The sequence below is a fragment of the Meridianimarinicoccus sp. MJW13 genome (genome assembly GCF_014901205.1).
Classification (GTDB): Bacteria; Pseudomonadota; Alphaproteobacteria; order Rhodobacterales; family Rhodobacteraceae; genus Meridianimarinicoccus.
In genome coordinates this window covers 162,477-183,231 of record NZ_JACNMU010000002.1, presented here as the reverse complement: position 1 = coordinate 183,231, position 20,755 = coordinate 162,477, and the positions used below count along the sequence as shown (strand labels likewise).

Here is a 20,755-nt window from a genome sequence, read left to right as displayed (position 1 = left end):
AATGAAAAGAAACGCAATCACTTTCCCGAACGAGAGTTTTCTGGTTGGCCACGATGGTTTCGCCATATTTTTCACCCTCGTTCCGCACGAGACGTTGCGTCCGGCGCGCGTCGCGCAAAAACCGGCTCGGCCCGTTCTTTGTCCGGATTGTCACCGGGTAAATCATGGAGTGAGGCGAGAAGGAGTTCCAAGCTCTTCTTGGCAGCCTCCCCTTTTTCAAGGTTTCGCGCCAAAGACTCGGAGGAAGAATCTACGCTTTGCAGGGTTTTCTCCAGAGTTTCGTTCAGAGCTTGAACTTGGTCGGAAAGTGCCTTTATTTCCAAGCCAATCCCATCCGAATGGTTTGAAAACCTGTTGAGCTTTCGTGACAGGACAATGCAGTATATTGCGGCCGAAAGGGCCGCAGCGATCAGAAGCGAGTCGGCAATCATCCCCATTCCCTCATCCAATCATGAATTTCGTCAGGTATATTTCCCGAACAAGCTCGGGGCTTGAGACGGTTTGCAGTCGACGAAGAAGTTGTGCGCGAAGCTCTGCTATTTCGCCTGGATCATCAATCTGAGACACCTCCACCGACCGCACATACTGCGAGACAACGTCCGTAAAGAATGACGATCTTGATTCGATTTCTTTCATGCTTTCCGGCAATCCCGCGATTGCCAATTCCAAGCGAAGTTGCCTTTCAGGTCCAGTGGAGGAAACCGGAACCAGTATTGGCGGCAACGGAAATGTGCCCATCTCAACTTCCGTTTCAGTGTACGCGCCGACTCTATTTGGACTGTCCGCAAGGATTGCATCCAGGCGCGGCTCCAGAACCGCATATCCGGCCACTGCCCCGAGAGAGAAACAGCCAAGCAACAGGGCGACAGTTCTTTTCGACAACACCATGCTCCTTCTCGATGAATGCCTCGCGACAATTCTGCCTTCTTCGACTCGCCGCGAACTCATCTGTAAAGCCAACACAGCTAACCAGTTGTTAAAACGCGGATGCCATATCAGAGGCGGTCACAATCCGGCAGCGTTTGGGTGCTATGAAAAATATTCTGGAATCCGTTCTTTCTCGCATCATGCGGCACAAGGGTCTCAGTGCCGCAATTGCCTTTTCGGTCCTGTCGTTCGCCATCATGTTGGCGCTGGTCCGCCCGTTCGCGCCGTCCATGGCACTTCTGTACTCGCGGCTTGAGCCGCAATTGGCCGGTCAGATCCTGGACACGCTTGCTCAGCGCAATGTGGATTACACCATTCAGGGTGATTCCATCTATGTGCGGGCCACAGAGCGTGACGCCCTGCGCATGAGCCTGGCCCTGGATGGCGTCGCGAGCACCGGTGGCGTCGGCTTCGAGCTGCTCGAGACCCTGCCAGGGTTCGGCACCACCTCCCGGATGTTCGACGCCACGTACTGGCGCGCGATCGAAGGGGAACTGGCACGAACAATCACCGCCAGCCCGCTGATCAAGGGCGCGCGCGTGCATCTTTCGACACCCACGTCACAGGGGTTTTCCAGCAACCTGGCCGTGTCTGCGTCGGTCTCCCTGACCCCGGTCACCGGATCCCTATCGCCGCAGATGGCAGAGGCGGTAAGATCCCTGGTGTCATCATCTGTCCAGGGCCTTGACCGGGATGCCGTGGCGATCATCGACGCGCGGAACGGGACGGAGTTCAGCAGCGAAAGGGACTACTCGTCGCTGGAGGTTGAACTGTCCGAAGCCTTCCGCAAGAAGGTCGAGCGCCTCGTCGATGCACGCGTCGGCCGTGGCAACGCCATCGTCGAAGTGGCTGTCGACACGGTCAAGAACGAAGAAACGGTGGTAGAACGCCTGATCACGCCGGATTCGCGTGTCGCCATCAGTGTGGATTCCGAGGATTCCAGCCGAAGCGAATCGTCGTCTGACGGTGCCTCGGTGGGGGTTGCCAGCAACCTGCCGGACGGCGACGCCGCGGGGCAGGATCGGCAGACCCGCACCGAATCCACGTCCAGCCGCGAAACAACCAACTACGAGGTCTCTCAGGTTACCCGAGAAACCAGCAAGCCGCCCGGATCGGTTCAGCGTATCTCGGTCGCCGTTCTGGTGAACCTTGCTTCGGTTGAAGGCGATCCCGCCCAGATCGAAGAGGAACTGTTGCAAATCGGCGAGTTGGTGACCTCGGCAGTCGGCATCAATCAGGAGCGGGGCGACCGCGTCACCGTCAAGGCGCTTCCGTTCTCACCTCCGGCAGCCGAGGGCGAGGCTCCCGCGGCCTCCCTGTTGTCCTTATCGTCGCTGGACATCTCGCAACTGCTGAAGACCCTGTTGTTTGCCATCGCCGCCGTGGTCATCGGGATCTTCGTGGTTCGGCCTTTTGCGTCCAGCAGGCGTGAAGAGGCGACATCTGGAACCGCGCTCTCGGTGCTGCCCCATGAACCTGGCCAGGTTATTGCACCGGATACACCTGAACGCGCTTCCTATCCAATGACAGCAACGGATGTCCCGAGCCCCCAGGCGCGCATGAAATCACTGCCCGTTGCGGATGCTTCCGATCCTGACGGACCATCCAAGACCTCCGGGACGACGCAACAGCCTGCAAACAACACCCTTGTTGAACTTGTGGATCAGCGGCAGTCCGACACGGTCGAGGTTCTGCGCAGTTGGCTCGAAGAGAGCCCCGTTTGATGGTTGCTTCACCCAGGAACAGCATCCATTTGCGCGACTTCTCTGCGCCGGGGTCCGGGCCTGACGTGTTCGAGGGGGACGCGGCCACGACAGAAGGCCTCAAATTGGAGGCGTTTGAAAATGGCTACAAATCCGGCTGGGATGATGCGCGCAAAGCACTGGATGCAGACAAACTCTCTTTCTGCAGCACCGTTCAGGATGCGATCAAGGCATCGACAACGACCTATGAGTCCGCGTGTCAGGATCTCTTGCGGGAAATCGAGCCGCTCTTGTGCGGGCTTGCCCGGAAAACACTCCCCGAAGTCGCACAAGCACATTTTCCGGAAATCGTCCTGGATCTGATCCGGGCCAACCTTTCGGAAACCGGCGATGCCCAACTGGAGATTCAGGCCTGCGAAAGCACCCGCGCCGAGGTTTCCGCGCTTCTTCCCCCGGACCTGGCCGAGGCGGTCCAGATCACCACGGACGCAAGCCTCGCTGAAGGGCAAGTCATCACCACGTTGCACGGCGCCTCCCGCCTGACCGATGTGTCGCGGATGCTTGGCGAAATCGAAACACGCATCGAGAGCTTTTTTGCCTCTCACAGAAAGGAATAACCGATGACGACCGGCATCAATCCTGCTGTTTCAGAGGGGCGAACCTCCCCGACCTCGAATCCTTTCGAAGATGTGCCTATCGAGATCCGGGTGTCCGTGGGCCGCGCCCACCCCTCCATTCAGGAGTTGCTGGCGTTCGGGCCGGAGTCGGTTCTGGAACTCGACCGCAAGATCGACGATCCGGTGGAACTGTTCATCGGCGACCGGATCATCGCCCGAGGGGTGCTGGAAGCCGCCGAAGACGGTCCTGCTGGACAGTTGGTGGTGCGCCTGACCGAGGTGATCCGTGATGGCGCAGTGTCGTAAACTTGGCGCCGGGCTGCTTGGCGCCCTTTGCCTGTTCTGGGCCGGGACGGCTGCAGGGCAGGATCTGCCCATGGATCTGATCGGCAACGGCACGGTCTCGGGTCAGGGTGTTCTCCTGTTCCTTCTGATCGCCGCGATTGGCGTGGCGCCGGCGCTCTTGATCGTCGTGACCTGTTTCCCGTTCATCGCGACGGTTCTGTCGATCCTGCGTCACGCCATCGGCCTGCAACAATCGCCACCGAACATGCTCATTGTCTCGCTGGCGCTGTTCCTGACCTATTTCGTGATGGAGCCGGTGTTTTCCGAAGCCTGGCGCGTTGGGCTTGGCCCCGCGGTACAGGGAACCCTGCCGTTCGAGGACGCATTCCTGAGAACCCTGGAACCGTTTCGCATCTTCATGACCGCGCGCGTGGATCCGGAAACCTATCAACACCTGGCGGAATTGCGGGCCGAGGACACGCTTGCGCCAAGCCCGACCTCTCCGCTGTCCCTGCTGGTGCCTTCGTTCCTGCTCAGCGAGATGACGCGCGCTTTCGAGGTCGGCTTCATGATCTTCCTGCCGTTCCTCATCATCGACCTTGTGGTCGCCGCCATCCTCATGTCGATGGGCATGATGATGGTGCCACCCGCCATCGTGTCCCTGCCATTCAAACTGGCGTTCTTTGTTGTGGCGGATGGTTGGACGCTGGTTTCGGCCGCACTTGTCCGCGGCTACATGTGATGCCGCGGTACCTGGCCTAGCGGATCAGACGCTGGATTGTGGCGCTGCCCAGCTTTTCCCCGATCCACTGGCGCGACTTCCACAGGAATCCGTCGGATCCCGCCCAGTAGAGATTGGTGAAGGCCAGGGTACCGTCCTGACAGCTTTCTTCAAAGCGGGTCACCGCGTGACGTCGCTCCAGCACCACGATGGTTTCGGATCCCGCCCTTTGAAAGCGACAGGTCATGTCGCGCACAATCATCTGGTTCAACCCGTCAAGGTGGCGATAGCTGCGCGAATACTCGGCCCCGCGGCCCTGACGAACCAGTGCTGCGGTCTGGCGTGTCTCGGCCGCCATCAGATCCCAGCCGATGCCTCGCGTCGCGAAAATCACGCCGTCGTCGAGGATCAGAGAGCCGCCATCCGCCGACCGCCAATAGATGAAGGCCCCATCCTGGTACCAGACCTTCAACGTGGTCGCGACACCCTGATCCGGCAGTTCGAACAGGATCAGGGGAATGGTGACATCGGCGATTGCCGCGCGGGTCAGTTCCGAGATGTCGCGCACCTCGGACGCCTCCCGGTTGCCGGATGAAAACAACGATTCGGTAACCTGAGCCAAAAGCTGGTCGGGCGCCTGGCCGGTGGGTTCGGAACTGCAACCGGCCAGTCCGAAGACCAGACCAACCGCACAGAACCGCAGGGCGAGGGACAGGCGAGTGCACATCGTCATCTCCAGAACTGTCCCCATTGCTCTTCCAACTTGTACTTCCGGCTGTCGTTCACGGCCTGATAGAGCTGCCCCGGCACATCCACGCGTGCACCGCCGTCGCGGGTCAACGGCCGGATGACTATACGCTCTGTCACCCGCGTGGGACGCCCCAGGAACCAGTCGATGGGTATTTCCATGACGATGCCCTTGTCGAAGGATCCTTCGCCAAAGTCCTCGGCCGACACGTCGGTCTTGGTGGCAAAGGCGCCGATCTTCCAGCCGTTGGCGAATGTTCGTTCCAGCCCAAGGGTCGCGCCGACATCGCCGGCCAGATAGCGGCCCACGTCAAGCCGGGCAAAGAAGTCATCGGTGAACTGCCAATAGCCCGTAACGAAGCCGGTCGCGACTTCATAGTCCAGCATCCCGAAGCCGCCGTCATAGTCGCGCTGCTTGACATAGTTCAACTCGGCGCCGAGGGCATAGCGTTTGTCAAACGGGGCCCAAAGCACCTCGCCCGAGACACCGGCATACATGCGCTCAAGATAACCGGCGGTCAGGCGGCCGTAGACTTCCGAACTGCCCTGAAAGTAATAGGCGCCGTACAGATCCCGCATCGCCGGATCGCCGTACTTGTTGTAAAGCGTGAAGTCGCTGCGCACGTGCGGCAGCGTCGACGCCGAGGTTTCGCTGTTCTGATCCAGGTTGCCGATCAGTTTTTTCTGCACGGTCCCCGCAAACAGCCATCCCGGTGCGGGCTGCCACGCGCCGGTCAACTGAACCCCGACATCCATCCGGAACGGGTTGGCCGGATCAAACAGCGACGTGCTGACATACGGCCCCAGCGACCAGGTGAACCGGGGATAGACGAAGGGCGCATAGTCCTCTGCGGCGGGTTCATCGGGCGCTGTGCCGAACGCCGCGATTGCCAGCATCTGCTCGGCCCCATCGGCCTGAATGACGTTCTGCTCCACCGCGCTGCGCGCATAGGTAACCGAAGGCAGTTCCAGCCCCGTCACCATCGGCACGATGGTGAATGTATCAACCGAGGGCGGCATGACGGTCGACATCAGGCGCAGGCTGCGCCCGATCGCCTGCGCACCGGAGCGGTAGCCCTTGTTGCGCAGGTAAAGCGTGGCTTCGGTGGCGTCCAGGTGCAGCGCCTCCATCTCCATCCCTTCGGCCAGAAGGGCATCGGCCAGGGCATCGCGGATCGTGATGCGGGTGGGCTCCGAACCGACCCAGGCCGTGGTGTAAAGCTCCGGCGCTTGAGCGCGCGAGGGCCGCTGATAGACCGGCGACCCCGCAGGCTCCTGCCCGCCGACAACCGGCGGGCGGGCGGGGTTCAGGTTGACCTGAAGCTGCACCCCGATCTCGGAGCCATACATGAAATAGCCACCGACCTTGAAATCGCGGGAAATGGCATATTCCGCCCCGAAGTTGAGCGGCGATTTCCGGTCGAAGATGTCGCGCTGTTCGGTTTCCTGAACATAGGCATCCGACGAATACTCGGCATGAAAGGTCCATTTCGGTGTCGGGCGCCAGACGACGCCCCCGAACAGCGCCACGTCGCCGCGAAACCAGACGTCCGAATTGACGGTACCGCCGGTGCCAACCTCATCCGGCGTCGTTACCGGTCGCGTCCCGGTAGAGCCAATCGGGTTGTAGCTGCCCAGCCGTCCCCATCCCAGGCCACCGCTGACGGTCAGACTGTCGCCGAAGGACTTGCTGGCCGCGATGAACTCGCCCGAATACACCCCGGTGCCGATAAAGTCCTGAAGCCCGATCGTGATCGACGGGCGGCGCGCGGTTTCGGTCAGAAGCTGCAACCGCAGATCGAAGCTGCGATCATAGTAGATATCGAACCCGTCGGAGTTCCAGTTGCGAATGCTGCTGTAGCGAAAGCTGCCCATCAGCCGTGGAGCGATCTGGAAGGCCAGCGTGCTGCGGGTCTGTCCGGCGAATGTCGACGCCGTGAAGGCAAATTCGCCATCGGGCATCATGTCCGCCGTCGGCATGTCGATCACGCTGGGCAGACCGTAGAACCCCAATTCGGTCCTTGTGACCGTGGGCTTGGCGATATCCGCCGCCGCTCCCCAGCCAGTTGCAGCACAGACGGCGGCAAGCGTGCAGAGGGGCCGGACGCCGCGCGGAAAGACCGATGTGTTCAAACTCAAGCGCCTGTCGTTACTCGTATCGGGTGCTGTGCGCCTTCAACCCAACGGGACAGGGTCGCGCTCACGGCATCACCGTCATTTGCCTCGATTGCGGCCCGCAGTTCGCGCAGGGCCGTGGCGACCTCGATCTCGGACAGCCCCTGCTCAAGGGCTCGCATGATCTTCGGGTGCGCCGTGGTGACCCTTTCATCGCCGATAAGCAGTTCCTCATGCAACTTCTCACCGGGTCGCAGGCCGGTGACGCAGATCTCGATATCGCCGTCGGGATTGGTTTCGTCCCGCACCGTGTATCCGGCAGAGGTGATCATCTGCTGCGCCAGCTTCCGGATTTCCACCGGTTTGCCCATGTCCAGCACGAACACATCGCCGCCACGCGCCAGTGCGCAGGAAATCAGCACAAGGCGGGTGGCCTCGGGAATGGTCATGAAGTACCGGGTGACAGACCGATCGGTCAGGGTCACGGGCCCGCCATTGGCGATCTGCTGCTCGAACAATGGAATGACCGACCCCGACGAGCCCAGCACATTGCCGAAACGCACCATCGAGAACAGGGTTGTCGTGCTACGGGCGGCCATGTCCTGGATCACCAGTTCGGCCAACCGCTTCGAGGCGCCCATCACGTTGCGCGGACGCACCGCCTTGTCCGTCGACACCAGAAGGAAGCGTTCTACGCCCTTGGCCCGTGCTGCATCGGCCAGAACCTTGGTTCCGAAGACATTGTTCTGCAGACCCACGAACGGATTCTGTTCGACGATGGGAACGTGCTTGTAGGCCGCGGCATGCAACACCACGTCCACGTCATGGGCGTGCAAAACCTTGCGGCACAGACCGGGATTGTCGACGCTGCCCAGGACCGCATGGATTTTTGTGTTGCCCGGTGCGGCCTCGATCTCGGCGCTGATGTTGTACAGTGCCAGTTCCGAGTGATCGAGCAGCACCAGATGCGCGGGCTTGCAGGCCAGTACGTGGCGGCACAGTTCCGATCCGATCGAGCCGCCGGCACCGGTCACCAGCACCGATTTGCCCGCATAGGCGTGCTCGGCGGTTTCCAGCGCGCCATCGAATTGCGTCCGCTCCAGGAAATCCTCGGGATTCACCGGGGTCAGCTTTTCCACCAGCGCCTCGGCCCCGACCAGTTGTGCGAACGACGGCAGCGCCTGAACCTCGACCCCAAGCGGCGACAGGCGCCGGAACATGCGCAGCTTGCGCGGCGACGTCAGCGAGGGCATGGCCAGGATCACCCGCTCGATCTTTTTCTTGCGGATGGTCTCTTCCAGATTGGCCGGCGACAGCACCGGCAGCCCCATCACCGACATGTGCCGCAGCGCAGGATTGTCGTCGATGAAGGCCACGGGCTGCACCCGGTGATCGTGGCGCAGGGCCGCGGCCAACTGCATGCCCGTGCGTCCGGCCCCGTAGATCAGGATCGACATGCGTGGCGTCTGCGAGGTCAGGACCGCGATCAGCATGGCGCGCATGGTCACGCGCGACATCAGCAGGCCCATGAACATCACGACGCCGAAGCCAAGGAAAGCCCCCGGAGGGATCGAGCCATCGGCCAGTTCGTTCAATCCGAAGGCCGACACCGCAAGGATCGCCGACAGGACCGCGCCGCGCGGCAGCCCGGCGGTTTCATAGTCGTTCAACTGAATGCGGGGCAGGCCCAGCGTGTAGGAACACAGAACCCCGATCACCACGAGGATCGGGACGATCTCCCAATCGTGCAGGGCCTGGGACGAGATCAGAAACGTGTTCTCGAAGACCGCGACCGTCACATAGAGAGACAGTGGAATGAGCAAGGCATCCACTGCCAACATGATCCGGATTTTCTGCACCTGCGCAAGCCGGCTGAGAGGTCCCAACGCCTTTGCGAGTGCCTTTTTCATGGGCGCCAAACCTGGTCCTATCTGTGTCACGAGATACGTGTAATAACTTCTAAAAAAACGCTTTCAGTCCTTTCAGGGGTAGCAGACGCGGCCCTTCCGTCGCAAGAGTTTCGCGCCCAAAGAGCATGCAACCGGCAAAGACTCGCCACGAATGCCCGCTTTCGTGGCAGAACTGCCGCAAGTGCGAAAGCGCTCAGAGGATGGCCCGCAGGGTCCGCCACAGCAGAACCAGATCAAGACACACGTTGCGGTTGTCGCAGTAGATCAGATCAAGCCGCGCCTTGGCCGGAACGCAGCGGCGCAGGTAGGTCTCGTGCGTCTCTTCCGGCGTCTGGCAGCGCGCCAGAATCCGCGATTCGTGGCGGTGATAGACTAGGGTCGCCAGACCGGTCAGGCCGGGACGGCTGCGCAACACCGCCGAATACAGCGCCGGTTCCGCCTCGACATACAGGCGCAGGGGCGGGCGCGGGCCGACCAGGCTGATGTCGCCCCTCAGCACGTTCCAAAGCTGCGGCAGCTCGTCCAGCCGATGCGCCCGCAACCAGCGTCCGGTGCGGGTGATCCGGTCGGACTTGTCACCCCCGGTCACGCCTGCGTCTGCCGGATCAAGGCGCATGGTGCGGAATTTCAGCAAGGTGAAGCCCTGCGTGGCGGTCTTCATCCGCTCGGACCGGTACAGGATCGGACGGCCATCACGCAGCAGGATCACAACGGCAATGCCAAGCCCCAGTGGCAGGAACAGGACGCCGAAGATCAGCGCGATCGTCAGGTCCATCAGGCGTTTGGCGGGGGTCATCGGGTTGTCTCGGCAGCAAACGGCGTCTGCCGCACCAGTGCGCCCGCATCGTGACAGCGGACCTGTTGCAGCGCGGGAAAGGTCTGAAACAGGGTGCGCGTGTCCAGAAGATGCGCATGCAGGGCCGTTGGCGGCGCTGGCGTCCATTGCCACGCCACCGGATGCCCCGCGGCCTGCATCGCGTCCAGAACCGCCGCCATGTCCACCCCTGCCGCACTGTCCGCCACATTCAGAACCGGCGGCAAGCGTGTCGGGTCTGCGTCGGCAAGCGCTTGAAACAGGGCAGCAAGCAGCCTGCCGGAGGCATAACTGCGTCGTGGGCCGGTGCCATCGGGGAATTGATCCAGCTTCAGCGGTGTCTCGGTACGGGCGTTGCGCATAGCCACGGCCAGTTGATCGGCCCCGAACAGGTTGGCCAGCCGCAAGGTGGTCAGCGCCGGGGCGTCGGCCGTGGCCAGATCGCGCAAGCGCCGCTCCATCGCGATTTTCGACCGGGCGTAGGGCGAGGTTCCCGCCAGGGTGTCGTCTTCGCAAAAGGCGTGGCTGTCTTTGGGCCCGTAGACAGCCCCGGTAGACAGCGCCACGAAGCGGGCGATTCCGGCTTGGGCGGACGCACGAAAAGCCAGCTCCGCCAGACGGGTATTGCGCGTGAAATCCGCCTCTTGCGCGCCCGGAACAGCGCCCCACAGGCAGACCACCAGATCCGGGCGCTGCGCCGTCAGGGCCGTGGCAAGAGCCGCCGCACCGGCCACCTCGGGCGCCAGTGCAAGCGTGCCTGGCCCCAGGTTACGCCGCGATTGCACCACCAGTTCTGCCCCGCGCCGATCCCAGGCAGCGCGCAGCAGAGTGCCGACCCGTCCGCCAGCGCCCAGGACAAGCACACGCGGCCGCGTCACCGCTGCTGTTCCCGCATGTTGCGTTCGTGGAACGCGATGGCGTCGTTCACATTGTCGAAATAGGTCATCTTGCCCCGATCCAGCACGGCGGCCTCGTCGCACATGCTGCGGATCTGGCCCATCCCGTGGCTGACCATGATCGCCCCGGCGCTGGAAATCTTCGATTTGAAGACCCGCTCGGCCTTGTCGCGAAACGCCTGATCCCCGACCGAGGTCACCTCGTCGATCAGATAGGTGTCAAATGGCAGGCCCATCGAGATCCCGAAGGCCAGCCGCGCCCGCATCCCCGAGGAATACGTGCGCAGGGGCATATGATAGAACTCGCCCAGCTCGGTGAAATCCATCACGTAATCCGCCAGCGCATCGGTGTCCGCGCCATAGATCCGCGCCACGAAGCGCGCGTTCTGGGCGCCGGTCAGATCGGGGTGGAACGAGCCCGCAAAGCCGATGGGATAGGACACGGTGCCGTGGCGGATGATCTCGCCCGAATCCACGTCCTGCGTGCCTGCAATCAGCCGCAGCAGCGTGGATTTGCCCGCGCCGTTGCGGCCCAGCAGGCCGATGACCTTGCCCGAGGGAAAGGTGATGGTGCAATTGTCCAGCACCACCTTGCGGCCTGCATCGGTGCGGTAGGATTTGGTGAGGTTGCGAAACTCGATCATGGTGCCGCGCCTAGCGGCGATCCCGGATGGAATAAAGCGTCAGGACCACCAGCATCCAGACCATGAAGGTGAAGCCGCTGAACAGCAGACCAAGGGTCAGGCGCCGGGGGTAGATCGCGGTTTCGGCCAGCGTCGGTTCGATATGCACGGCCAGGTACCGGCTTTTGCGCCGGGCTTCGGCCACCGCACTGTCATAGGCCGCCAGCGCCGCAATATAGGATTGTTCGGCAAACTCGCGATCCACCACAAGGCTTTCATAGTCGCCGACCACGCGGGCCAGATCGTCGGCGCTTTCCTCCTCGCGGCTGCCGACCTTGGTGCGCTCATCCTCGATCCGGCGGCGAATGGCTTCGATCTCGCGCTCGGCCTGGATGATGCGCGGATCACCTGCACGGGTGGTGCCGATCAGAAGGTCGCGGCGGATCATGGCTTCGGCAAGGCTTTGCTGCAGCGCCGAGATGACCCCCATCTGCCCGGCAATATCCGCCGTCGGATCGACGATCTGTTCGATGTCACGGAATTCGGCCATTTGCAGGCGCACGTCCTTCAGGCGTGCCGAGGCGATGTCCAACTCTTCCTGCGCCAACCGGATGGTGTCATCCCGCGCGATCTTGCTGAGACGCTGGATCAGGGTCGAGCTTTCCTGAAGGATGATCTCGGCGATGCGCTGCGCCTCGGTCGGGGTAAAGGCGGTCACCTCCATCGAGATCAGCCCGATGTCCGCGTCGAACACCAGCGCGACGATACGCTCCCAGTACTCCACCATGTCTTCAAGGTTGGCATCCGGAGCGATGGAAAACACCGGATCGGCCTTGTAGTGGCGGCCAAAGGCGTTGCGCAAGTCGACCTGCGCGTCCACGGCTTCGACCATCTTCTGCGACTGGATGAACTGGTACAGGATATCCGCGTCCGGGGTGGTTCCGCTCGACACCCCCAGCGCCGACAGGCCGCTCATCATCTCGAACGAGCTTGTGCTGTCTTCCTTGTGCACCGAAAACGCCGCGTGCGAGGCAAAGCGATCGGCCGCCTGCACATAGAGATAGGCGAAGGCCAGTGCCGAGGGCAGAACCACAAACAGGATGAAGCTGAACATCAGCATCCAGTGGCGTCGCTTGGCACGCGCCGTGGGCACGCGCGGCTGCGGCGTTGGCTGGGGTTGCTGCGGGATCTTGGCCGGGGTCGGCGCCTGCTTCACCAGCGGCTTGTTCTGCTGAACTGCCGGGGGTTTGGGCTTGGCCTGGCCTTGCGCACCCGGACCAGCGGCGGGTTTCTTCTGGCCGCCACCTGCGCCCGGCTGGGCCTGCGCAGGGCGCGCCGGTTGCTTCTGGGCGGCCGGTTTCTGACCACCCTGGGGTCCGTCGGCCCCTTGCGCCTGAGGTGCCGGTTGTTGCTGCGCGGGTTGTGCTGCCAAGCCGGCCCCTGCGGGTTTCTCGCCACCCTTCCCCTGAGGCGCGGGTTGGCCGCCACCCTGCCCTTGCGCAGGCTGGTTGCCCGCAGGTCCTGAACCTGCTTGCGCCTTTTGCGCGGGATTTCGGGACGACGGCGCGCCGGCCTCTGCAGGCTGCGCCTGCCCGGCCGGGGCATCCTGCGCGGGGCCTTGCTGTTTCGGCTGTCCCTCACCTGCTGTCATGGCCGATCCTTCATTCCATCCGTGTTAGGCTTCATAGGCTGGCAACCAACCCATCCGCAACGCCGCACTGCAGAACACCCCTGCACAAAATCATAGCTCGTTAAGGATCTTCTTGTGATAGCGGCGCAGGAAGAAGATGCCTGCAACCGCCGGAATGGCCGCGCAGAGAAAGACGTACCATGGCGTCACATAGGCCCCGGCATAGGTTGGGTACACGCCGATCCGCATCTGCCCGATGACATGGATCAACGGATTGAACCATAGAAATTTCTGCAACAGCGCGGGCATGCTGTCATAAGTGAAAAATATCCCCGAAATCAGGAAGGCAGGCCGGTTCATCACCGCCCAGATCATCTGCCACGACGGCAAAAACGCGAACAGCAGGCAGTTCAAAGCCCCGACCCCAAAGGCGAAAGACAGTGCCATGGCGAAGGACAGGAAAATCGCGCCAAAGTCGATGACAGGGCGCGTGTCCTGCATCAGCAATAGCCCCCCCATCACGGTGAATACGACGACCAATTGCGTGATCGCGTTCAACAGGAAGCGTGCAAAGACAGCGTCCAGAAAGGTCAACCGCGGGTAGCTGAGCAGCGGGCGCGAAAACTGGATGGCCTGCGACACCTTCCCCGACACCGTCATGTACATCAGGAAGGGCAGCATTCCCGTCGCATAAAACAGGGCAAAGCTGTTCCCCAGTGGGGGATCTCGCAGCATGAAACTGAACGCAGCGGTCAGGATCGCGATCCCGGCAATCGGTTCTGCAAATGCCCACAGATAACCTGCCGCCGAGCGCCCGTAGGTGGTGCTCATCTCGCGCAGGACAAGCGCAGAGATCACGCGGGGCGTTCGAAGATCGAACATCATGGGCGTGCCATGTCCTTTCCTGCGACCGCGCCGCGCCCCTGCCGCGCCTCCCGGTTCAGAGGCTGCCGCTGCCGGCCAGCGCCTTCAGGTACTTGCCATAGTCATTCTTGCGGTAAAGCTCGGCCGCTTCCAACAGGGTTTCGGTGCTGATCCAGCCCTGCGACCAGGCGATTTCTTCCAGGCAACCAACCTGCATCCCCTGCCGCTTGGTCAGGGTGCGCACGAAATTGCCCGCGTCCAGCAGGCTGCCGTGGGTGCCGGTGTCCAGCCAGGCATAGCCCCGGCCCATCTTTTCGACCCGCAGGGTACCATCCGCCAGATACAGTTCCAGCAGCGAGGTGATTTCCAGCTCGCCGCGCGGCGACGGCTGCACCTGCCGCGCCCGCTCTGGCGCGCTGCCATCCAGGAAATACAGCCCCGTGACGGCATAGTTGCTGGGCGGCACCTCGGGCTTCTCGACGATGGTTTCAGCCTTGCCATCCGCGTCGAAGCCGACCACGCCATAGCGCTCGGGGTCGGCCACCCGATACCCGAAGACCGTGCCACCGCTGTCCTGCGCACCGGCCGAGGCCAGAAGCTCGGGCAGACCGTGGCCGAAGAAGATGTTGTCGCCCAGAACCATCGCCGAGGGCGCACCATCAAGGAAATCTTCGGCCAGCAGATAGGCCTGCGCCAGCCCGTCAGGCGAGGGCTGTACGATATATTCCAGCGAAACGCCCCACTGGCTGCCGTCGCCCAGCGTGCGCTGGAACTGCTCCTGGTCGTGCGGGGTGGTGATCATCGCGATCTCGCGGATGCCGGCCAGCATCAGCACCGAGATGGGAAAATAGATCATCGGCTTGTCATAGATCGGCAGAAGCTGTTTCGACACGCCGCGCGTGATCGGATAAAGCCGCGTGCCGGACCCACCGGCCAGAATGATGCCCTTGCGCGATGTCATGTGAGACTGTCCTTCGACCAGAAAATACATGTTGAGCGGACGCAATGGCCCGGCCCGAACCCTTGTTACAGTGCCGCTGTACCGGCGGCAGGATAATTGGCAACCTTTAGCCGCCGCGCTGCGTCACATTGCACCGGGGCGGGATGGTCCGCCCCCGGCGCGCCGGTCACGCACCATCCCCAGCCTGAATGTCGGACAGAATCGCCGCCAGCGACACCCGCCAGTCAGGGCGGGAAATGCCGAAAATGCTTTCGGTCAGGCTGTTGTCCATGCGGGAGTTGAAGGGCCTTTTCGCCGGCGTGGGGAAGTCTGAGGAAGGAATGTCCGCGACCTCGCAGTTCAGATCCGCCTGTCGGAAGATCTCGCGCGCGAAATCGGCCCAGCTGACATCCGGGCCGCCGCTGAAATGATAGGTGCCGTATTTCTCGGGATCAGCCTTCAACTGCCGGGCGATCTCAAGGCAGGCATCGGCGATATCCGCTGCCGACGTAGGCCCGCCAACCTGATCGGCGACAATGGTCAGCCGGTCCCGCTCGGCCCCCAGCTTCAGCATGGTCTTGACGAAGTTGCGGCCATGCGCCGAGACAACCCACGACGTGCGCAGGATGACATAGTTCCCGCCGGCCTGTCGCACACCCATTTCCCCCGCCAGCTTGGAGCGGCCATAGGCCCCCAGCGGACCCGAGGGCGAATCCACGGACCATGGGTATTCTCCTGATCCATCAAAGACATAGTCGGTGGAGATTTGGACGAAGGGCAGCCCGCGTTCGGCACAGACCTTGGCCAGCGCGGCCGGCGTGTCGCCGTTGATCAAGGTGGCCAGCGGCTCTTCTTCCTCGGCCTTGTCCACCGCCGTATAGGCCGCCGCGTTGATCACCGCATCGGCGTCCGTGGCCGTGACCCGGGCGACACAAGCGGCGGTGTCCCGAAAATCGGCCTCGTCCGAGCCGTAGACCTCCAGTTCCACGCCGCCGGCGCGGCGCTGAAGCTCCCGCGCGACCTGTCCGTTGCGTCCGAATACAAGGATCTTCATGCGGTCTTGCCCAGTCGTTCGCCCACACCTTCGCGGGTTTGCAGGGCCCTCCACCAGGCCTCGTTGTCGAGGTACCATTGCACGGTTTGCGCCAGCCCCTCCTCGACCGTCACCGAGGGGCGCCAGCCCAGTTCGGTGCGGATCCGGGTCGGATCAATGGCGTAACGCGCGTCATGGCCGGGGCGATCGGTCACGAAGGTGATCTGATCGGCATAGGAGCCGTCCGCCTTGGGCCGCTTTTCATCGAGGATCGCACACAGCGTTCTGACCAGTTCGAGGTTCGAGCGTTCGTTCTCGCCACCGATGTTGTAGGTGCGGGCGTTCTCGCCCTTCTCCAGCACTGTCAGCAGTGCATCGGCGTGATCTTCCACGAACAACCAGTCGCGCACGTTCGAGCCATCGCCGTAGATCGGCAGCGGCCTGCCAGCCAGCGCGTTCAGGATGACCACCGGGATCAGCTTCTCGGGGAAGTGGAACGGGCCGTAGTTGTTGGAACAATTGGTCAGAACGAAGGGCAGGCCATAGGTCTCGCCCCAGGCACGCACAAGATGATCAGACGAGGCCTTGGACGCCGAATAGGGCGAGCGCGGATCATAAGGCGTGTCCTCGGTGAACTGCACCGAAGGGTCGGCGGGCAGCGAGCCATAGACCTCATCCGTCGAGATGTGGTGAAAGCGGAACCCTTCGGGCTTGCCCTGCGCCAGCCAGTAATCGCGGGCCGCGTTCAGCATCTGGTAGGTGCCCATGACATTGGTGTCGATGAACGCCCCCGGTCCGTCGATGGAGCGATCCACATGGCTTTCGGCGGCCAGGTGCATCACTGCGTCGGGCTTGTGTTCGGAAAAAATCCGCTTCAGCGCCTCGGCATCGCGAATGTCGGCGTGTTCAAAAGCATACAGCGGGCTGTCGGCCACCATGGCGACATTGTCGAGACAGGCGGCATAGGTCAGCGCGTCAAGGTTCACCACCGTGTGTCCGCGCGACACGGCCAGCCGCACAACGGCGGACCCGATGAAACCGGCGCCGCCGGTGACGAGAATTTTCATGGCATCAGCCCTCATATACAAACGGACTGTCGAAGTCCTTCATCAGCGGCGCGGCGGCATCCTTGGCCGACAGGGTCGCCTTTTCGCTGTCCACGCCCCAGTCGATGGCAAGATCCGGATCATCGAATCGCACTGCCCCATCGCAGTCCGGCGCGTAGAAGTCCGAACATTTGTACAGAAGCTCGGAGTTCGGCTCCAGCGTGGCGAAACCGTGCAGAAAACCCTTGGGGATGAACAACTGGTTGCCGGCTTCGGCGGAAAGTTCCACGGAGATCCAATCGCCATAGGTGGGCGAGCCTTTGCGGATATCGACAGCCACGTCCAGCACCCGGCCCGCACCGACGCGCACCAGCTTGTCCTGCGCCGCGGGCGGCGCCTGAAAGTGCAAACCGCGCACAACCCCCACGTCGCGGGACAGCGAGTGGTTGTCCTGCACGAATTCCACCGCGATCCCCGCCGCGAAATAGGCCGTCTTGTTATAGACTTCCGAGAAAAAGCCCCGGTCGTCCCCGAAACGCTTGGGCGTCACGATCAGCACGCCTGGCAATCTGGTCTCTTCGACGTTCACCGCTCACTCCATACACCATTCCGTTCGCCGCCTTTTAACCCGGCAAACCGGGGGCGTCACACAGGAAATTGGACGCACGCCCGCAAGGCGAATTCGACGGGACGTGCAAATATTTTCGCACATCCCGTCACGTCCGGTGTAGAATGCGGCAACAAGGTGACAGTGACAGCGCAGATGCATGACATTTTCTGCACCGCGAAGAATCCCCTTTACGCTTTGCTCACGTGTAGTAATCTACAGCCAAGTCATCAAAGATTGGAGTTGACCATGAAAAAGATTGCACTGGCCATCACGGCCGCCCTGCTCGTTTCGACCTCGGCCCAGGCTCAGGACTTCGGTGGCCAGATCACCCCGGAAGTTGGTGCAGGCATTGCTGCCGGCATGATCGTTCTGGGTGCCGTCGTTGTGAACAACGGTTCGAGCGACAGCAGCACCACCACGAACAACTAAGGTTCTTGCCTTAGCGATCCCAAAAAAGGGCCCCGCGGCGCGACATGTGCCGCGGGGCCTTTGTCATTTTGAAAAGTGACTCTATATTCGGGTCAGTATCGACCCCGCATATGCCCCTTGGCGACACGCCCGACCCCGACAGGAGCCGACCGTGGCTGAACATGACCCCAATCCCAGCCAAGGTTGGACCGCTGCCGGATACGTTCCGCCGGTCATCGCAGCCGGGCTGTTTCTGACCTTTCTGCAAGCCCTGCCCACCATCGCCGGCGGCGGCACCTTGCGGTACAGCTTCAGCTGGATCCCCTCGCTGAGTGTCGACCTGAGTTTCTTCGTTGACGGGCTGAGCCTGACCTTCGCGCTGCTGATCTCGGGCATCGGTGTCATGGTGATGCTGTTTTCGGGCAGCTACCTCAAGGGGCATCCCCAGCACGGGCGGTTCTCACTGTATCTTGTCAGCTTCATGCTGGCGATGCTGGGCCTTGTCCTAAGCGACAACATGCTGGGATTGTTCGTGTTCTGGGAGTTGACCACGATCACCTCCTACCTGCTGATCGGCTTTTCCCACACCTCAGAAAACTCGCGGCGCTCGGCCTTGCAGGCCCTGTTCGTCACCGGGTTCGGCGGGCTGGCGATGCTGGCAGGCTTCCTGATCATCGCCGGAATTGCCGGCACGATGGAACTGTCGGAACTGCGCGGCATGGGCGACATCCTGCGCGACAATTCCATGTATGGCGCCATCCTGGTGCTGATCCTGCTGGGCGCCTTCACCAAGTCGGCACAGGTGCCGTTTCACTTCTGGCTGCCCAATGCGATGGCGGCCCCGACGCCGGTCAGCGCCTATCTGCACTCGGCCACCATGGTCAAAGGCGGCGTCTATCTGCTGGCACGGATGCATCCCACCCTGTCGGGCACCGATGCCTGGCTCTGGTCGCTGACGATCTTCGGGGCGGTGACCGCCGTCTTTGCCTCGATCATGGCGATCAAGCAGACCGACCTGAAACAGACGCTGGCCTATACAACGCTGATGGCGCTTGGCACGCTGGTGATGTTCCTGGCCTCGCCCAACGCCTACGCGATCACCGCCGTGGCCACCTTCCTTGTTGTGCATTCGCTGTACAAGGCGGCGCTGTTTCTGGTGATCGGATGCGTCGATCATGCCACCGGCACCCGCGACGCGCGGCGGCTGGGCGGGTTGATGCGGCAGATGCCGGTGACCACCGTGGCCGCCGGTCTGGCAGCACTGTCCATGGCGGGTGTGCCGCCGTTCATCGGCTTCATCGGCAAGGAATTGCTCTACAAGGGCGGGCTGGAAAGCCCCTCTGTCGGCCCGATTCTGATCGGAGCCACCCTGGCCGCCTCGGCATTGATGTTTGCCGCGGGTGGCATCGTGGCGCTGCGCCCGTTCTGGGGATCCGCTGACAAGATGCCCGATCCGGGCCGTCCGATCACCGAAGCGCCCTGGCCGATGCTGGTCGGCCCGGTACTGCTGAGCGTTCTGGGGCTGCTTTTCGGCCTTGTCCCGCACATGCTTGAGGTCAATGTCACCACACCACTGGTGGCCGCCCTGCTGGGCGACCCGGCCAAGGCCAAGCATCTGCACCTCTGGGCCGGGGTCAACGCGGCGCTGATTCTCAGCCTGATCACCTTTGCCATCGGCATCCTGCTGTACCTGCTCCACACCCGTCTGCGCGACGCGCTGGAGGCCGCCGGCGACCGCCTGTTCACCTTTGACGGGCTTTGGGACGGGTTCCTGGCGCGGCTGGGCCGATTTGCCCGCTGGCAGGGCGGGTTGATCCAGTCCGGCATCCTGAACCGCTATCTGACAACCGTGTTCATCGTCATCGCACTGGGACTGGCCAGCGCCATGATCCATACGCGAATGAGCACCGGCCCGATCGCCATCCCGACACCGGAATTCAAGCATCTGGTGGTCTTCCTGCTGACTTTCGCGGGCACGGCCCTGACCATCATCACCAACTCGCGCATTTCCGCCATCGCCGGGCTGGGCGTGGTCGGCATCGGCGTCGCGCTGATCTTCATCCTGTTCTCGGCGCCGGATGTGGCGATCACCCAGCTTCTGGTCGAGATGCTCGTGGTGGTGCTGTTCTCGGTCGCAGCCCTGCGCCTGCCGGTGCTGCCGCGCCGCACCGGCAAGCGCGAGCGCATCGGCCACGGGATCATCGCGGTTTCGGTCGGCTCGCTGGTGACGCTGACCCTGCTGGGGGTGGTCTCGGAACCCATCGATCGCCGCCTGTCGGATTTCTTCGAAATCGCCAGTTACCCGGATGCCTATGGCCGCAACATCGTCAACGTGATCCTCGTGGACTTCCGTGCCTTTGATACCTTCGGCGAGGTTTCGGTGGTTGCCGTCGCGGCGCTGGCGGCCCTTGCCCTGCTGCGACAGCGCGGAAAGGGGGGACGCTCATGAAGTCCATCATCCTCACCACGGGGACGCGAATCATCGTGTCGCTTCTGCTGGTCTTTTCGGTCTACATGCTGCTGCGCGGCCATAACGAACCCGGCGGCGGTTTCATCGGCGGGCTGATCGGGGCGTCGGGCTTTGTGCTCTATGCCATTGCCAACGGCACCTCCGAGGCCCGGCGGGCGTTGCGCGCCGCGCCCGAACAGATTGCCGCCGTCGGTCTGGGTGTCGCGGCCATTTCCGGCCTGATACCAGGGCTGTTCGGCAATGCCGCCTATACCGGAAAATGGCTGTTCCTGGGCGCCACGCCCGACAGCAAGGGCTTCCCGATCTCGAACATCATCGCCTTCGACATCGGCGTCTATCTTGTGGTGCTGGGCGCGATCCTGACCCTGGTCTTTGCCCTGGAAGAGGAGATCTGAC

General features: G+C 62.5%; 21 protein-coding genes. 7 read left to right on the top strand and 14 right to left on the bottom strand.

All coding sequences use genetic code 11. The annotated features are described in order from the left end of the window. Nucleotides 1–71: 71 nt before the first annotated feature. Together H8B03_RS03845 and fliL are read right to left on the bottom strand one after the other, a co-directional pair. Nucleotides 72–437, bottom strand: coding sequence for a hypothetical protein (locus H8B03_RS03845; protein ID WP_193140414.1), 366 nt, complete (start codon nucleotides 435–437; stop codon nucleotides 72–74). 4 nt (nucleotides 438–441) lie between these two features. Then, nucleotides 442–882 (bottom strand): flagellar basal body-associated protein FliL, encoded by a 441-nt coding sequence (gene fliL, locus H8B03_RS03840; RefSeq protein WP_193140413.1) that lies wholly within the window; start codon nucleotides 880–882, stop codon nucleotides 442–444. Nucleotides 883–1,031: 149 nt separating this feature from the next. On the opposite strand from fliL, the gene fliF reads away from it, so the two are divergent. The 4 genes from fliF to fliP are packed head-to-tail and all read left to right on the top strand — an operon-like array spanning nucleotide 1,032 to nucleotide 4,274. Next, nucleotides 1,032–2,651: a flagellar basal-body MS-ring/collar protein FliF gene (gene fliF, locus H8B03_RS03835; protein WP_193140412.1), complete on the top strand. Its 1,620-nt coding sequence runs from the start codon at nucleotides 1,032–1,034 to the stop codon at nucleotides 2,649–2,651. Continuing rightward, on the top strand, nucleotides 2,651–3,247 hold the full coding sequence (locus H8B03_RS03830; RefSeq protein ID WP_193140411.1) for a hypothetical protein: 597 nt from the start codon (nucleotides 2,651–2,653) through the stop codon (nucleotides 3,245–3,247). Before fliF ends, H8B03_RS03830 begins: the two co-directional genes overlap by 1 nt. 3 nt (nucleotides 3,248–3,250) lie before the next feature. Further along, nucleotides 3,251–3,553 (top strand): FliM/FliN family flagellar motor switch protein, encoded by a 303-nt coding sequence (locus H8B03_RS03825; protein ID WP_193140410.1) that lies wholly within the window; start codon nucleotides 3,251–3,253, stop codon nucleotides 3,551–3,553. Beyond that, nucleotides 3,537–4,274 carry a flagellar type III secretion system pore protein FliP gene (gene fliP / locus H8B03_RS03820; RefSeq protein ID WP_193140409.1) on the top strand — a complete coding sequence of 246 codons (738 nt, stop codon included), beginning with the start codon at nucleotides 3,537–3,539 and terminating at the stop codon, nucleotides 4,272–4,274. The genes H8B03_RS03825 and fliP overlap by 17 nt, the downstream gene beginning before the upstream one ends. Nucleotides 4,275–4,290: 16 nt before the next feature. Here fliP and H8B03_RS03815 read toward each other — a convergent pair whose 3' ends face one another. The 12 genes from H8B03_RS03815 to rfbC all read right to left on the bottom strand — a co-directional run bounded on the left by H8B03_RS03815 (nucleotide 4,291) and on the right by rfbC (nucleotide 17,460). Further along, nucleotides 4,291–4,986 (bottom strand): YjbF family lipoprotein, encoded by a 696-nt coding sequence (locus H8B03_RS03815; protein ID WP_193140408.1) that lies wholly within the window; start codon nucleotides 4,984–4,986, stop codon nucleotides 4,291–4,293. Beyond that, the gene (locus H8B03_RS03810; RefSeq protein ID WP_193140407.1) at nucleotides 4,983–7,139 is read right to left on the bottom strand and encodes a YjbH domain-containing protein; all 2,157 of its coding nucleotides are present in this window, start codon (nucleotides 7,137–7,139) and stop codon (nucleotides 4,983–4,985) included. Before H8B03_RS03810 ends, H8B03_RS03815 begins: the two co-directional genes overlap by 4 nt. Beyond that, nucleotides 7,136–9,025 carry a nucleoside-diphosphate sugar epimerase/dehydratase gene (locus tag H8B03_RS03805; RefSeq protein ID WP_193140406.1) on the bottom strand — a complete coding sequence of 630 codons (1,890 nt, stop codon included), beginning with the start codon at nucleotides 9,023–9,025 and terminating at the stop codon, nucleotides 7,136–7,138. The genes H8B03_RS03810 and H8B03_RS03805 overlap by 4 nt, the downstream gene beginning before the upstream one ends. Before the next feature lie 193 nt (nucleotides 9,026–9,218). Next, nucleotides 9,219–9,821 carry a sugar transferase gene (locus H8B03_RS03800; protein WP_193140405.1) on the bottom strand — a complete coding sequence of 201 codons (603 nt, stop codon included), beginning with the start codon at nucleotides 9,819–9,821 and terminating at the stop codon, nucleotides 9,219–9,221. Further along, complete coding sequence (locus H8B03_RS03795; RefSeq protein WP_193140404.1) at nucleotides 9,818–10,717, bottom strand: NAD(P)-dependent oxidoreductase; 900 nt, start codon at nucleotides 10,715–10,717, stop codon at nucleotides 9,818–9,820. The genes H8B03_RS03800 and H8B03_RS03795 overlap by 4 nt, the downstream gene beginning before the upstream one ends. Next, nucleotides 10,714–11,379, bottom strand: a complete 666-nt coding sequence (locus tag H8B03_RS03790) for an ABC transporter ATP-binding protein (protein WP_193140403.1) — start codon at nucleotides 11,377–11,379, stop codon at nucleotides 10,714–10,716. Before H8B03_RS03790 ends, H8B03_RS03795 begins: the two co-directional genes overlap by 4 nt. A 10-nt stretch (nucleotides 11,380–11,389) precedes the next feature. Further along, nucleotides 11,390–12,790 carry a sugar transporter gene (locus tag H8B03_RS03785; RefSeq protein ID WP_193140402.1) on the bottom strand — a complete coding sequence of 467 codons (1,401 nt, stop codon included), beginning with the start codon at nucleotides 12,788–12,790 and terminating at the stop codon, nucleotides 11,390–11,392. A gap of 309 nt (nucleotides 12,791–13,099) precedes the next feature. After that, entirely contained in the window at nucleotides 13,100–13,873 is a 774-nt protein-coding gene (locus tag H8B03_RS03780) for an ABC transporter permease (RefSeq protein ID WP_193140401.1), read from the bottom strand. A gap of 55 nt (nucleotides 13,874–13,928) precedes the next feature. Beyond that, on the bottom strand, nucleotides 13,929–14,813 hold the full coding sequence (gene rfbA / locus H8B03_RS03775) for a glucose-1-phosphate thymidylyltransferase RfbA (protein ID WP_193140400.1): 885 nt from the start codon (nucleotides 14,811–14,813) through the stop codon (nucleotides 13,929–13,931). Between the two features lie 166 nt (nucleotides 14,814–14,979). Next, entirely contained in the window at nucleotides 14,980–15,846 is an 867-nt protein-coding gene (gene rfbD, locus H8B03_RS03770) for a dTDP-4-dehydrorhamnose reductase (protein ID WP_193140399.1), read from the bottom strand. Next, the gene (gene rfbB / locus H8B03_RS03765; protein WP_193140398.1) at nucleotides 15,843–16,892 is read right to left on the bottom strand and encodes a dTDP-glucose 4,6-dehydratase; all 1,050 of its coding nucleotides are present in this window, start codon (nucleotides 16,890–16,892) and stop codon (nucleotides 15,843–15,845) included. The genes rfbD and rfbB overlap by 4 nt, the downstream gene beginning before the upstream one ends. Nucleotides 16,893–16,896: 4 nt before the next feature. Next, nucleotides 16,897–17,460 (bottom strand): dTDP-4-dehydrorhamnose 3,5-epimerase, encoded by a 564-nt coding sequence (gene rfbC / locus H8B03_RS03760; RefSeq protein ID WP_193140397.1) that lies wholly within the window; start codon nucleotides 17,458–17,460, stop codon nucleotides 16,897–16,899. Between the two features lie 267 nt (nucleotides 17,461–17,727). Between rfbC and H8B03_RS03755 the strand changes: the two genes are divergently transcribed. The 3 genes from H8B03_RS03755 (at nucleotide 17,728) to H8B03_RS03745 (ending at nucleotide 20,754) form a co-directional block, all read left to right on the top strand. After that, complete coding sequence (locus H8B03_RS03755) at nucleotides 17,728–17,910, top strand: hypothetical protein (RefSeq protein ID WP_193140396.1); 183 nt, start codon at nucleotides 17,728–17,730, stop codon at nucleotides 17,908–17,910. 151 nt (nucleotides 17,911–18,061) lie between these two features. After that, entirely contained in the window at nucleotides 18,062–20,338 is a 2,277-nt protein-coding gene (locus H8B03_RS03750; protein WP_193140395.1) for a putative monovalent cation/H+ antiporter subunit A, read from the top strand. After that, complete coding sequence (locus H8B03_RS03745; RefSeq protein WP_193140394.1) at nucleotides 20,335–20,754, top strand: Na+/H+ antiporter subunit B; 420 nt, start codon at nucleotides 20,335–20,337, stop codon at nucleotides 20,752–20,754. The genes H8B03_RS03750 and H8B03_RS03745 overlap by 4 nt, the downstream gene beginning before the upstream one ends. The last annotated feature ends 1 nt before the right edge of the window (nucleotide 20,755 follow it).